The organism is Neomegalonema perideroedes DSM 15528 (assembly GCF_000374145.1).
In the GTDB taxonomy this organism is placed as follows: Bacteria; Pseudomonadota; Alphaproteobacteria; order Rhodobacterales; family Rhodobacteraceae; genus Neomegalonema; species Neomegalonema perideroedes.
Genome location: NZ_KB893654.1, coordinates 993,573 through 1,009,045, shown reverse-complemented (window position 1 = coordinate 1,009,045; position 15,473 = coordinate 993,573). Strand labels below are relative to the sequence as shown.

At 65.7% G+C, this 15,473-nt stretch carries 5 protein-coding genes; all 5 read right to left on the bottom strand.

All coding sequences use genetic code 11. From position 1 onward, the window contains the following. Positions 1-461: 461 nt before the first annotated feature. The 5 genes from B161_RS0111840 to B161_RS17920 all read right to left on the bottom strand — a co-directional run bounded on the left by B161_RS0111840 (position 462) and on the right by B161_RS17920 (position 15,470). A complete protein-coding gene (locus tag B161_RS0111840; protein WP_157755615.1) occupies positions 462-5,972 on the bottom strand; it encodes a GEVED domain-containing protein in 5,511 nt (1,836 codons plus the stop codon). A 350-nt stretch (positions 5,973-6,322) separates the two neighbouring features. Beyond that, a complete protein-coding gene (locus B161_RS18955; protein ID WP_018633623.1) occupies positions 6,323-8,137 on the bottom strand; it encodes a DUF2357 domain-containing protein in 1,815 nt (604 codons plus the stop codon). Continuing rightward, entirely contained in the window at positions 8,134-10,665 is a 2,532-nt protein-coding gene (locus B161_RS17925; RefSeq protein WP_018633622.1) for an AAA family ATPase, read from the bottom strand. Before B161_RS17925 ends, B161_RS18955 begins: the two co-directional genes overlap by 4 nt. Then, complete coding sequence (locus B161_RS0111825) at positions 10,658-12,142, bottom strand: hypothetical protein (RefSeq protein WP_018633621.1); 1,485 nt, start codon at positions 12,140-12,142, stop codon at positions 10,658-10,660. The genes B161_RS17925 and B161_RS0111825 overlap by 8 nt, the downstream gene beginning before the upstream one ends. Further along, the gene (locus tag B161_RS17920) at positions 12,132-15,470 is read right to left on the bottom strand and encodes a DEAD/DEAH box helicase (RefSeq protein ID WP_018633620.1); all 3,339 of its coding nucleotides are present in this window, start codon (positions 15,468-15,470) and stop codon (positions 12,132-12,134) included. Before B161_RS17920 ends, B161_RS0111825 begins: the two co-directional genes overlap by 11 nt. Positions 15,471-15,473 lie beyond the last annotated feature (3 nt).

Here is a 15,473-nt window from a genome sequence, read left to right as displayed (position 1 = left end):
CAGAATCTCGGACAGGAGGCGATATATGGAAATCCACGCACATGAATATTGAAACAAAGCAGATAAATTAAAAGAAATTTTTTTATTAATTGATTTTATCTATCAATCTATAGTTCGAATCTATGATTCGTTTCTGATTTTTATTCAAAAACCCTCAATCTAATTTATGACTTACTTCGTAAAGTCTGAGGATTTCAAACATCTCCAAGATGTTTGATTTCGGATCTTGATGGGGCCCGGCTTCTTCAGAAGGGAGGGACGCGCTCCGGCTCAGGCAAGGGCGTCGAGAAACTCGCGTGATTTTTCGGGCTGCGCTTGCGTGATCTGAAAGACCGAGAGGGGCGAAGGGCGCCGGAACCGCATCCGCCGACGGGCTTCGCGAGCATCTGCGACGCAGAGGACGCCCGCCCCCTCCGCGCCGTCGGGCGGCGGATCGGAGATCCGATCCGCCAAGGCTTCGCTCAATTCCCGTCGAGACGGGGCAATCTGGCGATGAACTGGACCGCTCCGCTTTCTCCGGGCTGGAGCGTTCCGCCGAAGGGGAAGCTCAAAGCGCCCTCGGCTCCGGCTGCGGGCAGGATCGGCGTCTGAGGCGTCAGTCCGGCGGGATGCTCATGAACCTGAGCGGAGCCTCCCACATAGACCATCCAGCTCGGCGTATGGTCGCGCACCTCGACCCGCCGGATGGGATCCGCGCCGCGGTTCTCGAAGAGAATCCGATAGACCATGCAGCCGCCCGGCTCGATCGGCAGAAGCTGCGCCGTGAAGCCGGCGTCGGGCGCGCCGTCGCAATCGGCGTCGGACGCCTGAAGCTTGCGCGCGAAGACGCTCCCGGAGCCCTCGCCGCCGATGAAGGTCAGATCCTGCGCGCCTGAGCTCCAGTTCGCGCCGTTCTTCGCGAGGAAGGCCGTCAGACTCGTCAGGTCGCTCCAGCCTTCGGGGGCGTCCTGCGGGGTCTTGGCGACCAGCCAGAACAGATGCTCTCCGGCGGGGATGGCCGAGCCCTGAATCCAAGGCAGATCGCCTGCGCCATAAACTCCGTCGCCTTGATCGCGCAGCAGGCTCCATTCAAGGCCCCGCTCGGAGGCGACGAGGAAGCTCAGGATCCCGCCGTCCAGCTCCTCGCTGAGCCGGAGGCTATGCGGATAGACGGCGAGCTGTCCGGCCTCGACCGTCGATTCATGATCGGGACTCAGGACGAAGGGCGCGCCGGTCACGCCGTCGACGTCCATGGCGAGGTTGTTCGTGAGGTTATGATCCTGATAGGCGGAGGGCGCCGAGACGGAGGCCACGTTTCGGACGGAGCCGTCGGCGGCGACGACCTGAGCCGTGACGACGAAGCTGTAGCTCTGGCCCGCCGCCATCTTCGGCAGGACGAAGCCTCCTCCCTCCAGTTCGGCGACGGTGGGCGGCGCGGCGCAGAGACCCGGCGTCGCGGCCGAGCAGGCGACCAGCGTCTTGCTCAGCCCCGCCGCGACGGGATCCGCGAGAATCGCGCCGCTCACGGTGGCCGGACCCTCGTTCCGCACCGTCACGAGATATTCGGTGGTCTGCCCCGGCAGCAGGCTGGTCGCGCCGTTGGTCTTGACGACGCTGAAATCCACTTTGGGCAGAAAAGCCGCCGTCGGGCAGGAAAAGCCGTCCGGATTGGTGACGGCGGGCATGGCGCCGATGTAATTCGCCGCGCCGGTCGTCTTGTCGATCTCGTAGACCTCGCCCAGAACCGCGTCGGCCGCGAAGAGGCGTCCGCCGTTGGAGAAGACCGCGTCGTATTGCGAGCCGGGAAGGCCCGTGACGCCGACCATCTGCGCCGCCGCCACGCCCTGACGGAACCGCCAGACCTGATTCCCCGCCACCGTATAAAACCAGCCGTCCGAAGGATCATAAGCGAAGTCGAAGATTCCGGTCGGGAGCCCCGAGGGCGTGAAGCTGTCCACGACAGAAACCAGATCCACGTCGACGACGTGCATCGTCAGATCCACGCCGCCCGCATGAGAGCTCCGGACGACGAGACGGCCGTTGCCGTCGAAATCGCCCGCGGCGTAGCTGTTGACCGGCAGGCCGAGGATCTGGCCCTGATTCAGCAATCGCCCGTCCGCGCCGACCACCAGCAGATATTTCCGCGTCGCGCCGCCGCCGTTCAGCATATAGGCCAGATCATCCGAAATGCGGTAGCCGGCGGCGTTGATGCTGGTGCCGTATTCATAGGTCAGCTGATTCAAAGCGCCGACGCGCAGATCGAGGGAGGAGAGGATGCCCGTGACGCCATAGCCCACGTAAAGCTGGTCGTCGCAGACGAAGGGAAGGAGCGTGTTGCGGTCAGGACGCGTGATCAGGACGGCGTGATCCTCGACCTCGCCGTCCTGAGCATGGGCCGTGGAACGCTCGTCGAGCGCCGGAGTCGCGGGATCGTCGCGCAGCAGGCCCGAAGTGAAGCGCAGGCGCAGGAAAGATTGTCCGGGGATTCCCCGCGTGATTCCGGTCCAGTTCAGCGGCCCGGCGAGAACGCCCGCCGTCACCGCGACCGAAGCGTGCTCGTTCGCCGTGAAGACGCCGTTCAGATCGAAGTCGATCCAGGCGTGCAGCGTTCCGGTTCCCGCGGCCGAGATGTTGGCCGCCGGAAGGCTGTAGGAGGAGGAGAGGCTGACCTGAAGCGGCGGGACGACGGAGATTCCGTCTTCGTCGTCCACGCCGTTCAGATCGTCGCCGAGGGCGTCGGCGGAGGGTTGAGGTCCGCTTTCGGCGTCGGGGGGGTTCGTCCCCAGCTTCAGGGCCCCATCCAGGGCGTGGACGGGCGCGCCGTAGCTCGCCGGAGCGTCGCCGTAGTCGCAGAGGACGGCGGGCGCGAAATAAACGCGGTCGATCTGGAAATCCACCACGAAGCCCGAGCCGCTGACGAAGGGCTCGAAGGTCAGGGCGAGCTTATAGCTCCCGGTGGGCGCCGTGGCGTAGAAGCTCGCGCCATAGCTGAACCAGGAGTTCTTGACCTGAGCGTTGAGAGTCCGCGTGACGGCGGGAATGGTCTGGACGACGGCGTTGGTCGTCGGATCGATCAGAACCCAGCTCAGCGTCGCGTCGCCGGTGGCGGAAAGGGAGAAGGTGTGAAGGTCGTAGCTGAAGACGTAGTTCTGGCCCTGAACGACGTTGAGAATCGTCTCATTGCGCAGGAACAGCGTCGGGACGCCCGCAAGATCGCCCGCATTATCCACGCGGGAGGTGAAGACGCCGTCGGCGTTCGCGCCGAACAGCGGAGCGTTCGTCAGGGGGGAGTTGAGCCCCGCCTCCGGGAGGATGTGGAGCCCTGTGGTGGGCGCGGTGGGATAGCCGACGGCCCAACTGGAGGCGTCGGCGAAATCGCCGTTCAACAGCCGGTTCGAGCCTGCGCAGGCGCCCACAGGACCGGCCGGAGGCGGCGGAGCCGCGAAATTCACCGCATGATCCTCGACCTCGCCGTCAGAGGCGCTCGCGACGGCGCGCTCGTCGAGGGCCGTGGTGGCCGGGTCGTCGGTCAGCGCCGCCGAGGCGAAGCGGAGACGGGCGTAGGAAGGCCCTGCGGCGCCGACTGCGATCCCGCTCCAGTTCAGCGGCCCCGCGAGGACGCCCGCCGTCACCGCGACCGAGGCTTGTTCGTTCGCCGTGAAGACGCCGTTCTTATCGAAGTCGATCCAGGCGTGGAGCGTTCCCGTTCCCGCGGCCGAGATATTCGCCGCCGGGACGCCGTAGGAGGTCGCGCCGACGTAAAGCGGCGGGAAGACGGAGATTCCATCCTCGTCGTCGACGCCGTTCTGATCGTCGCCGAGGGCGTCGGCGCTGTGCTGAGGCGCGGCCTCGGCGTCGGGCGCAGCGGCGCCCAGATAAGGCCCCCCCGCCGCGATCACATGCGAGGGCGCGCCATAGCTCGCCGGAGCGTCGCCGAAGTCCTTGGGCGGCGGGCAGACGTTCGCCACAGGCGTGATGAAATCCACGATCTGAGCGGGGCTCAGGGCGAAGTTGGCGGAGGAGGCGAAGCGGCGGGGCGTCGTTCCGGAGCCTTCCGGATCCATGAGGTTCGCCTCGACCAGACCCGTCCAGGAGCCGCCGACCGAAGCGATGGCCGCAGCCGCAGGATCGCGCACCAGCTCCCGGCTCTCGATGTCGCCGTCTATGGAGAAGGCGCCGACCGAGAACTTCACGCCCTGAGACTTCAGGCGATTGAAGATGGTGAAGTTCGAACCGTCGTCCGGCTCATAGGCGTAGCCCGAACCGTCGATGAGCGAAGATCCTCCGAAAGCCTCGCGATTGGCGTCGGTGAAGACGACGATCTGGAGAGGGCGACTCAGATCGCGGCTCATCTCCTTGATCGGGCTCAGAATATAGCTGGACGTCGAGGGGCCTCCATCGAGGCCGTAGCTCATCTGAAGCACGGCGCCCGCGAGATTATCCATCTGGAGCCCAGAATCGGACGCGCCTCCAGAGCCGAACTGGCGCACAGGCGAAGAAATGGGGGCCGACGCGAAATCGCGTTCGAAATAGATGTTCTGTCCGAAGTCGAAGCCGCCGTAAGGTCCGGCGTAATGAGCCACGCCGATGCGGGTGGCGCCGTTGGCCGCAAGCAGGGCGTCGCCGACGTTCTCGATGATGGAGGCGAAGCTCGCATATTCGGCGGAGCTGATCGACCCTGAATTGTCGATCAGGAAAAGCACGTCCGTGCCGCCCGACGCCGTGCAGCTCAGGGCGCCGCCGATGGAGGGCGTCGACCCGGTCGGGAGGGCGCTGCTCACCGTGATGAGGTGATCCTCGATCTCGCCGTCCGGCGCGACGCCAGACTGCGCGTCGAGGTCCGCCTCCGTGCTGAGACGAAAGCGCGTGTAATAGGTCTGACCGGCCAAGGCCATAGAAGGAACATCGATGATAAAGGAGATCATGCCGTCGTCATAGGCGGCGTCTCCCTCCGTTCCGTCGTCGCGGCGGTTCGCCACGACATGCTCGCCCGGATCGAGGAAATCGCCGTCCCGGTTCCAGTCGATCCAGCCATTGAGATAGCCGGAGGCGTAGCCATGGGACACGGCGGCTGTGGCCAATGAGATTTGGCCGGGCAAGAAGTCGTCGAAGGAGAGCCCGTCCTCGTCGTCGGCTCCGTTCTGGTCGTCGCCCAGAGCATCGGCGCTGTGATGAGGCGAGGCTTCGGCGTCGGGCGCAGCGGCGCCCAGATAGGGCCCGCCCGCCGCGATCACATGAGAGGGCGCGCCATAACTCGCCGGAGCGTCGCCGAAATCGTAGAGCGGCGGCGTTTCGCCCTCTCCGAGCGGCTCGGAGCTGGGAGGGACGTAAGCATCGGCGGCGGCGCAGGTGGCGCTTCCGCTTCCTCCCGCCACCACGAAGCTGGCGGAGTTCCCGTAGGAATAGCCGTAGGAGGGCGTCAGGATCGTGCCGTTCGCACCGGAGCCGAGATAGAAAATGATCTCTGAATTGAGGGCGGTCACCGTGCCGGTGTTGTGCAGCACCTGATAGATCGTGCCGTCGGCGTTATAGATGGCGAAGCCGTATCCCGAGCCGTTTCCGGTGCAGCCTGAGGTGAACAGCGCGAAATAGCGGTTATTGGCCGTCATGGAGTCGATTTCGGCCTGGGACATCCGGCCCCCAGAGGGAACCTGACGGTAAGGCCTCGTCATCGAGGAGACGTTGAGGGTGGTTCCCGACCAGTAATACTGCACGTCGAAGGTCTGATAGACGCTGAATTTGGCGTCCGTGACGGCGGCCCGGGCGTCCGCCGCGGCGAAGAGGCCGAGGAGCAGGCCCAGAGTCAGGATCCTCCCGCCGATGGGGCGGAAGGCCCCTTCAAGCGTCAGACCGATCCAGAACGCGGCCGCGCGGAGCAGATTCAGATCTCGCCAAGGCCTCGACGCCGAACGCGCGCGCGCCGGAAAGCGCCGGAACTTCTGAGTCCCGCGCTTTTGAGGATTGGATCGAGGAGAAGCAGCCGTCTCTTTCACAGAGGAATCGCGAGGGCGGTGGAGCTTGTTCTTCACTTGAATATGACGTCTCGCTGACAGGCCGCCGAAAACTTTGAGACGGCCAGAATGCGGTCGGACGGCGAGGATCTGCATCATGGCGTCGGGGAAAAACCGATCCGCCCGCGCAAACCTCGATTTGCGCGCTCCCCTCGGGGCGACGACAGGTTAATCCGTCAGCTGATTTTACACGCGTAAGGGATAAGTTGTAAATTCTCAGACGCTTATGAAGTCTATACGCAAAAGCCAATCATATCGTTCTGGAGCGCCTCGCAGCGAGGAGCGCTTCAAGCGCTGAACGCGCTTTCGCCTCGGCCAGCCGCATCGCCGGACTATTCCGCCACGACGAACTCCAGCCAGTCGCGGCCGGCCCAGGCGAAGCCCTCCTGAGCGCCCGTTTTCTGAGGATGCATGAAAAAGCGGCGGCCTCCGGATTCCTCCGCATCCCCCAATCCCCAGACTTCGCCGCAGGATCTGCATCGGCAATCGAAGCCGCCCTTCGGCTTGGGCGTGAAATCCGCCGGGCCGCAGCAGAGGCCGGACAGCGCCGCCAGACGCGCGACGGCGGCTTTCGCCTGTTCCCTGACGACCTCATTCGCGCCACGCTCCAGAGCCTCTTGAAACTGCGCGCTCTGCTGCGCGCTCAGAGGCCGCAACAGCCGGACATGATGTCTCGGAGCCTGTCCGAACTCCGCCGCCCATTGCTCCGTCAAACGCTTGGCCGCGCCCGGCAAAGGGCCAAAGGCGCGACCATAGCCCTCCAGCAAGCGACGCAGCATCCATTCGTCGAGCCTTCGCCCCATCTTCTCGACGACCATCAGATCCAGCGGCGTGACGGCCAGACGTCGATCCGAAGATTCGTCGTCCGGCGCGCCGGGCCAGCAGAGAAGGCGGCCCTCCCCCGGAGAAGCCTCTCCCGGAGGATCGGCGTCGAACCATGCGATGGGGATGAAGGTCAGGCTCGCCTCGTCGGAGGCCCGAAGGATCCAATCCTGATCCTGAAGCCGCAGCGCGAATTCGAGTCCGCCCCATGAAAACATGAGCCCTTCAGCCTCCTCGCGCGGATCATAGCGTTCCAGAGCCCGGCGCAGGACGAGCCCGACGTAATCGACATAGGCGCGCTGAGTCTCCAATCGCCGCTCCAGACGCGCCTTAGGAGACTGCGCTTCGCCGGAGAGGCTCTGCGCCTTCTCCCACAGCGGCGGCAGACGCCGGTAATGGGGATCATGCATGAGGATGTTCGTCCGATGCGATTTCGGCGCGGCGGAGGCGGCGGCGGGCAAATGCGGATATAATCCCTCGCGCCGCAAGCCGCGAATCGCGCGGAGCAGGCGCTCCAGTCGATCCGCCGCATTCCGGCCCTGCGTCCGCATGGCCTCCTGATCGATTTGCGCATAGGCCTCGCCCCAGAGGACGCAGACGGCCTCATGGAGCCGATAATGAACCTCGGCGGCGCCTTCGAACTCCAGAGCGCGCCTGATCTCGGCGTTGACGCGCCGGACCTTCGCAAGCCTTCGCGCAAGACGGCGGTCCAGACGATCCAGCAGATGCTTATAGAGGCGGTTCTCGTAAGTCGCGTAATCGTCTTCGCTGAAGCGGGCGAGGATCTTGCGCGGCTCGACGCCGCTCAGCGTCCGGCGCTCCCAGCAATCCGAATGAGACGCCAGATGAGTCAGGGCTCCGGCCGCCAGACGGCGCGCCCGCGCCACGGGCGTCGTCATCGCCTCATAACGAAGATCGATCCGCGGCCGGGCGGAGATCGCATGCAGATGCCCTTCTTCGAGCGTCTCCGCCAGCATCTCCTCCAATTCGTCGAGGGCGAAGCTCTCGGCCATTTCAGGCGGCAGCATCGGAGACGGCCGCTCCGCGCCCGCCCGCCCGATTTTGGAGGCGATCAGCCGGATCGCCTCCTCGGCGACCTCGGCCTCCGCCTGCGCCTCCGGCTTCTGCTGGAGCAAGGCGAAACGGCTGACGCCGCCGCCCTCCCGCCTCACGACGCCCGAACCATCGTCGAGCAGCGCTTCTCCCGGCTGGATTCGGCTCTGGGCGTTCAGCGCGAAGGGCGCCGTCGCGACGTAGCGGCCGGGCGTGAGGCTCTCCGGCAGGGCCTTTAAAACCTCGCCCGTGAAGCGGTCGAGGAAGCTCATGCGCCCCGCTCCTTCTTGCGCAGATCCCCCTCAAGAAGCTCCATGGACAGCTCCGGAAGCGTGCTCCAGCCGCCTGCGGTCCAGAGATCCTCAAGCGCGCGCTCGACCTCCCGCAGATCCTCGACTCCGGCGTCGTAACGCGCCGTCACTTTGCCGCGCCGGAAGACGCGGCTCGCCAGCAGATGGTCGAGGCCGTCGCCCAAGGCGCCGCCCGCGGCCATGAAGACCGGGAGGAACCGCTTCGCCTGCCGCTCGAAGCGGTTGCCCCATCCGAAGCCGAAGCGCTGTCGCAGAACGCCGGAGAGCTCGCCCCCCGCGAGCAGGTCAAGCGCCGCGCCGACCTCCTCGCCGTGATCCTCCACGGCCTTTTGAAAGCGCTGCTCAAGCGAGCGGCGGCTATAACGCGCCGGAGTCTTTTTCTGAATCCGGAAAACCTCTTCATGACGCGGCAGGGTCATGACGTGCGCCCGGTCATAGGTCTTATCGGCGAATTCATTGGTGGTTTCGTCGTGATTGGCGGTGCCGATGAACCAGACGTTTTCCGGAACGCGGAGCTTGCGCCCCTCCACGAGCAGTTTCGGAGCTTGCGGCAGCGCGCTCTCAGACAGGCTGACGAGCCGGTCCTGAGGATCGTTCTTCTCCAGCGCGGAGAGGAATTCGGCGAAATACTGCTCCGGGCGCGAGAGGTTCATCTCGTCGAGCAGAATGATGTTGACGCGATCCTCGAAGGGCCTGGTCTGCGCGCGATAGAGGCCCTGAAGGCAATCGCGCTCATAGAAGCGCTTCTCGAAAGCGTTGTAATGGCCCAGCAGATCGTCGCGGTCGCGCCAGCCGGCCTGTACGGCGATGTCCGTGCAATGGCCGTCCACGGCCTTCGCGAAAGCCTTGGCGAGGCTCGTCTTGCCCGTGCCGCTGACGCCCTGAAGGATGTGCAGGCGGCTCATGGCGAGGCCCGCGAGGAAAATCCGGACGTCTTCGGAGCGGAAGTAAAGCTCCGCCGCGCCCTCCGCCTGAGCGATGCGGTGCCGGAGATCCTCCACGAAATCCCGCAGCTCCGGAATCAGCTGCGGCTTGGCCTGCGGCTCTCCGGTTCTGATCGCCTCTTCGCGCTCTTCGGCGTCCGCGTCCAGCCGGGACATCTCCGGGAAGGGATGAGCCGCTTGCTGTTTCCGCGTCAGATCCTCCACATCCCCCGCCAATTGGTTCAGGCGGGCGCTCAGAAGCTGATTGTTCTTTTCAAGCGCCCTTTTCTCTTGCTCCAGCGTTTGTTTCGCGCCGACGCCCTGACGCAGCGTCGCAAGCTGGCTCTGATCGGCGTTCAATTGCGCCGTCGTCTCCTCAAGCTTCGCCTGCAAGTCCTCGCATGTCTTGCGCAGGGCGGCGTTCTCGACGGCGCCCCCCTCATGACGCGCCCGCGCGGCGGCCTCCTCCAATTCCTCGCATCGACGCTTGAGCGCGCGCCTCTCCTCTTCCCAGTCCTCCGGCGAGCGGCCCGCGAGAAGCTCGGAGAAGCGTCGATGGCTCTCCAGCTTGGTCCTCAGCTCGTCGCGGTCGTCCCAGGCTTTGATCAGGCTTGTGCGCTCCTCGTCGCGGGCGGCCTCCAGACGTTTGATTTCGCGATCCGCTTCCTCGCGCGCGTCTCGCGCGATCTCCTCGCGCTCCTGATCGAGACGCCGCTCGTCGGAGTCCAGACGCTGGCGCTTTTTATCAAGCTCCTTCCTCCTCAGTTCGGCGGCCTCCTCCTTCCGCCTGATCTCCTCCTCGCGTTTGTAGAAGACTTCGCCCCGCTCTCGCTCTTCGCGCTCGATCCGCCGACGCGATTCCTCTCGCCGGCTTTCGAAATCGAGGATCTCCTGCTTCAGCTCGGAGAGCGAATCCTCCCGCTCCTTGCCGAAGCCGAGCCGGGCGTTGAGCTCGCGCGCCTCCAATCGAGTTTCGCGCTCCGCCAGCTGGCTGCGGAGAATCCCGGCCGCCTCGTGATCGGCCTTCAGTTCGTCCTGATCCGCCTTCAGCCGCCGGGCCTGAACGCTCAGCCGCTCGCGCTCCTCCTCGACATCCTTCAGGCGCGCGGATTTCTTCTCCTCGATGCTCCGGAGCCTGCCGCAGGTCTCCTGCGCCGATCCCCACCACGCGCGCAGCTTCGCGATGAGATCCTCAAGATCCTGAAGTCTTTCAGAGAATTCCCGCGCATTCTCCGGAGTCCGCGCCAGCTCCGCGCGGATCTCCTCCGCCAGAGGCTCCAGCTTCGGCGTTTCATGGCCGAAGGGCCCGAGCGCGGCGAGGGCTTGCTCCGCCTCCTCATGTCGCCTGACCAAAGCGCGCAGACTCGCCTCTGGCGAAGAGGGCGGCGGAAGCGGGCGGATCTCCTCCGCCTCTTGGCCGAGAGACCCGAACGCGCTGGCGGGCCGCTCCGCCGCCTCATCCTCCGCGACCAGGACAGAGGCGCTCGCCGTCGACGCCGCCGCTTTCAGCGAAAGGGGCGCCGGGATCTGCGAGCCATATCGCTGCTTATGGTCTTTTTTAGCCATGTTCGATGTCTTCCTTAAAACGGGCGACCCAAGCGAGGACGAATTCGCCATGGTTCAGAGCGTCTTGTTTTGAAATGCGCAGGGCGCTCGCATGCGCCGCCTTGTTGCGCAGGTCGGCCAGATCGAACAGGCGATCAAGCTCCAGACTTCCGGAGGCGCGCTTGAAAAACGGGTGCTCGTCATGATCGGCGGCGGCGATCAGGCCGGCGAAGATCTGCGCCTTCAGAGAAGCCTCTCCATTCCGGACGGCGGCGCGGACCGCAGGCAGCTTCTGCGTGGCGAGCCGATCGATCTCGCTTTTGGACAGCCGGCCGAGGCCAAGCTTCGACAGCGCGGCCTCCGCCTCCTCCCGCGTCCACTCACGCTTGATCCGCCCATCGGGCAGACGCCGCGCTTGCGGCGGATAGGCGCCGAGCATCCATTGCATCAAGCTCTCCGCGAGCTTCTGGCTCTGGATCAGCAGATTCTCCAGATCCTCCCGCGGCGGATTCGCTTCCCGGCCCGCCATGGCGAGGCCGCGCAAAACCGCCCCGAGATGCTCCGCTAAAAGCGGCTCGCGGCGCGCCCAGCCGTATTCTTCGAAGATTCTCCAATCGACCTCCTCCCGGACCCCCTGGCGGGTCTGGTCGGCGGAGGCCCCTGCCGGGGCGAAGCCCGGAATAGTCCTGAGATATTTCTCCAGCCCTGGGTTCTCCGGCAGAACCTCGTCGAGCAAAGGCTTGCGCAGCCAATCCACGGTGCTTTGCCGGTCAAAAGGATCGGCGATCAGCAGACGATGGACGCGGGACGGATCCGGAAGAGCCCAGGTCCAGATCCACATGGGTTCGCTCTCCCCCGCGGCGAAAGAAAAGGCGTGTTCGGCCGTCGCGGAGGCGCCGCGCGCGTCTTCTTCGGAGGAGCCGAACGAACCGCGCCGATCCCGCGAAGAGCGGCTCCAGGCCCTCAAAAGGCCCGCGAGATCCGCGGAGGCCTCTCGGCGCCCCCGCAGGAGGAACGGAGAATCCGTATAGCCGGAATCCCGGCCCAACCGAAAAACCGGATAGCCCTGCGCCTTGCCGTCTTCGGCTTCGATCTCCGACAGGGACTCGGTGAAGCGGGGCAGCCAGTCGCCTGAAATCGCGTCCTGATACGCGTAGACGAGGATGACGTCCGACCGGATGTCCTCGGCGCCGTCCAGGAGCTCTTCGCCCCGTGCGGTCACCGCAAGGCTGGAATCCAGCCAGCCTTTCGGAATCAGCTGCGCGCGGATGACGAAGGCGACCAGATCCCGATCCAATCCCAGCAGCGCCGCCATCTCCTCGACGTTGCGGAGTCCGGCGCGGGCCAAGCCTAAAATCGCCTCCTGAAAGAGATTGGGCTGCGGACGGCGTCTCGGCTGAAACGTCTTCCAGACATGGACGGGCCACAGCAAAGAGCGCGCGCCTCTGGGCCCGCGGGACCGCTGATCGCCGAAGCGAAGATAGCGCTCAAGAGCCATGAACGGACCTCCTCCGCTCTTCGAGGCACAGCCTCAGGAAAGCGGCCAGAGCCGGAACGCCCTCTTCAGCCTCCGCGCCCTCCGCCATGGCCCGGTCGCCGACGACGACGAGCAGCTTCCTCTGACGGCTCATCGCGACGTTCATGCGGTTGGCGAGGCGCAGATGGCCGTATCGCGTCCGAAGCCTGAGCTCCCGCTCCTCCGGATCCGGCGATTCCGAGGAGGCGGGCCGGGCCGAGCGCACGAGGGAGAGAAAGGTCACGTCGAATTCCTTGCCCTGAAAGGCGTCCGCCGTGCCGACGCGCAGGCGCTCGTCTCCGGCGCTGGTGCGGGCGTAGCCCTCCGCGATGCGCAGCTCGCCGTTCTCCCGCGTCGCGAGCCCCTGTTTTTCGAAGGCGCGCAGAATGCAGTCGCTTTGCGCTTTGTAGAAAGAGATCGCGCCGATGCTGAGATCCGGGCCGCAGGCGTCGGCGAGCCGCTTGACCTCGCGGGCGATCTCCCGCGCCTCGACCTCCCGGATCCAGCTGGAGCCGCTGCGGACCGCCCCTTTCTCCCCTTCGCGCAGAGGCGCGTCCAGCCAGGCGGCGCAGCGGCCCTCATAGCCGGGAATCTCATGGGCGAAATCCGAGGCGGGGCGGCCGGAGCGCACAGGATCGAGGCCCTCCGATTCATAGAACTGCGCGCTGATGAAGGCGCCCAAAGTCGGATGCATGCGATATTGCTCGTCCAGCATGACGACGCGCCGCACGCCGTCCGCCCGCTCCTGCGCCCTTAACTGGCCCAACAGACGCTCGAAGAGGCTCTTGCGATAGAGATTGCGCTCGGCCGTCTCCGCCTGCTCGTCCGTCAGCCCGCGTTCGGCGACAAGCTCGTCCTCCAGATGCTGCTGAATGAGCTGGGGAAGCTGGCGATGATCCCCGACCAGCACGATGCGGCGGCTCGCCATGGACATGGGAATGAACAAATCCAGAGGATTCGCGCGGGCGGCTTCATCCACGATCACCGTGTCGAAGGAGACGCCGTCGCGCGGAAGCGCCTGCGCGCTGAGGCTTTTCACGTCGGCCATGGCCCGGCCCGCAGCCTGCTGACAGGTCGCGCCGACCGTGCTCGCATATTCGGTCAGGGCGCGTTTGGCCTCGTCCGGCGCCTGATCGAGCGCCGCGCAATAGGCGTTCAGAACGCCGAAGACCCCTCGCCTCGACCGGCGCAAGGGCGTCTCGATCCCCCGCTCGATCTCCGACAGCATCTTCAGAGCCTCTTCGGTCAGAGCCTGACGGGAAGGCAGGATTCTGCGGTCGGGCGAGAGTTGGTCGATCAGAGCGTCCCGGAAGGCCGCGAGGCCGAGAAGCTCCTCCGGGGCGGCGGTCTCGCGCTCTCCCAAATCCTCCAGTCTCTCCCGATCCTCATGGCCGAGCGGAATCTTCGCGCCTCTCAGTTCGCGCGCGAGGCGGCGCACGCGCTCCGCGCCGTCGTCGGCGAAGCCGGAGGCGCTGGTCCGCAAGGCCCGCGCCGAACGGATCAATCTCGCGTCGCGCGCCTGATCCAGACGCAGAGCCTCCTCCCGCTCGGCCGCAAGAAACCTCCTCCAGTCCAGCGCCGCCGCCCCGGACAGGCGCAGCCCCGCCTGATCCAGCTCCGCGAGACGTCCGTCGATCTCCTCAAAGCCTTTGCGGCGCGCCTCCGGCGCCATGCGCGCCAGCTTCATGGCGGCGATCCGGCGCTCCAGTTCGATCAGCTTCTCGGCGAGCGGATCCTTGCGGCGGATCTCCTCGACGCGCTCGCCGATCTCCCGGCTGGTCTCCATGCGCCATTTGTCGATCTGATCCGCGCGCGCCTCCGCGCCGCGTCTGCGGCCCCCGATCTTCAGGCCGGGCAGTCCGAACACCTTCGAGCGCTCAAGGGCGTTGTCGACGGCGTCATGCTGGAAGCTGCTGACCAGCACCTGATGGCGCATCTCCTCTTCGCCGAAAGTTTCGGCGAGGCGCCGCTGCAAAGCCGCGATCACCTGAGTCTTGCCCGTGCCCGGCGGACCGACGATCAGCGCCAGATCCGGCGTATTGAGGGCGACCTCGAGGGCCAGCTGCTGACGCGGCGTCGGAGGCCCCTTGAAGCAGGCCAGCGCCGCGCGCGAAACGCCCTGAATCTTCGGCCGCGCGGCGCTCGGCGGATTCAGGCCCTCCAGAATATAATGGAGCTGCGGCAGGCGGCTCCCTCGCTGAATGAGCCGCCAGGCGACTTCCCGACGGCTCTTCACGGCGTGGTCGCCGGAGAGGGAATAGGATAAAAAGCCTGTTTGGGGGGGATCGGGGGCGTCGGCCCCTTCGGCCGTCTGGAAGACGACGCCTCCATCCTGAAAGCGGATCGCGCCGAACATGCGTTCTCCCGCTCCCCGGCGCGCAGGCCCCTCCTCTTCGGAAAGCCCGAAGAAATCCGGCATCTCCTCCGTCAGCTCCATGTCGGCGGAGGCTTCCGAAAACCCGGCCTCCCTCCATCTGCGGCGGAAATCCTGAAGCGCCGCCGCTTCGACTCTGAGAAACCAGGCGCCTTCCCGATCCTCCTCGGGCCGCTCGCCACGCGTGAAGGGAAGCGCGCCGAGCGTCTCCGCGCGCCGCCGCGCCTTGCTCCATTCCAGCTCGCCATAGCGCCGCCAGCTCTGCAGATAACCGCCGTCGCCTCGCAGAGCGGCGTCGAGAAGCGCGACCTGATCCGGGCTTTGCAGAACCGCGGCGACGCTGGCGTCCTGAAAGCGGATCGCGCCGAGGATCGCGGCCGGACGCCCGCGCGGCTCGCGCAGCCGACTGACGCGCTTCAGCCGGAGCGCCCCCGCTTCGCGCCGGATCACCGCCTGCCATTTGGCGCCCATCATCTTGAAGCTGTCGGTGGAGGCGTCTTCAAAACCATCGATGAGGACGCGGTTCTTCTCCCCGACCTCCATCACGAATTGCGCCTTGAGCCAGATCAAGGCCCGCTCCGGAGTCGCTTGGGCGATCTCCTGCTTGTCGCGCAGATGCTCGACGACGGCCTCTTCGACGGCGATGGTCAGATCCAGAGCCATCTCCTCGACGAGGCTCAGCGTCTGGAGCAGCAGGACGTCGCCCCGGCGATCCGCCAGAGACCAGAGAGTCGAATCGCCGTGGGCCTGAAGCCTGATCTGCTCGGGCCGCTCCACAGGGGCGCCGACGCAGAGCAGATCGCCCTGACGGATGAGATAACGCCCATCCTGCGGCGCGACCTGAACGGGCTCGCCCTTGCGCCAGCCCTGCGGCGGGCTTTCGCAGGAGAATCGCGCCAATTCTCTTGAAAGATAGGGGAAATCTCCGAGTTTCATTGC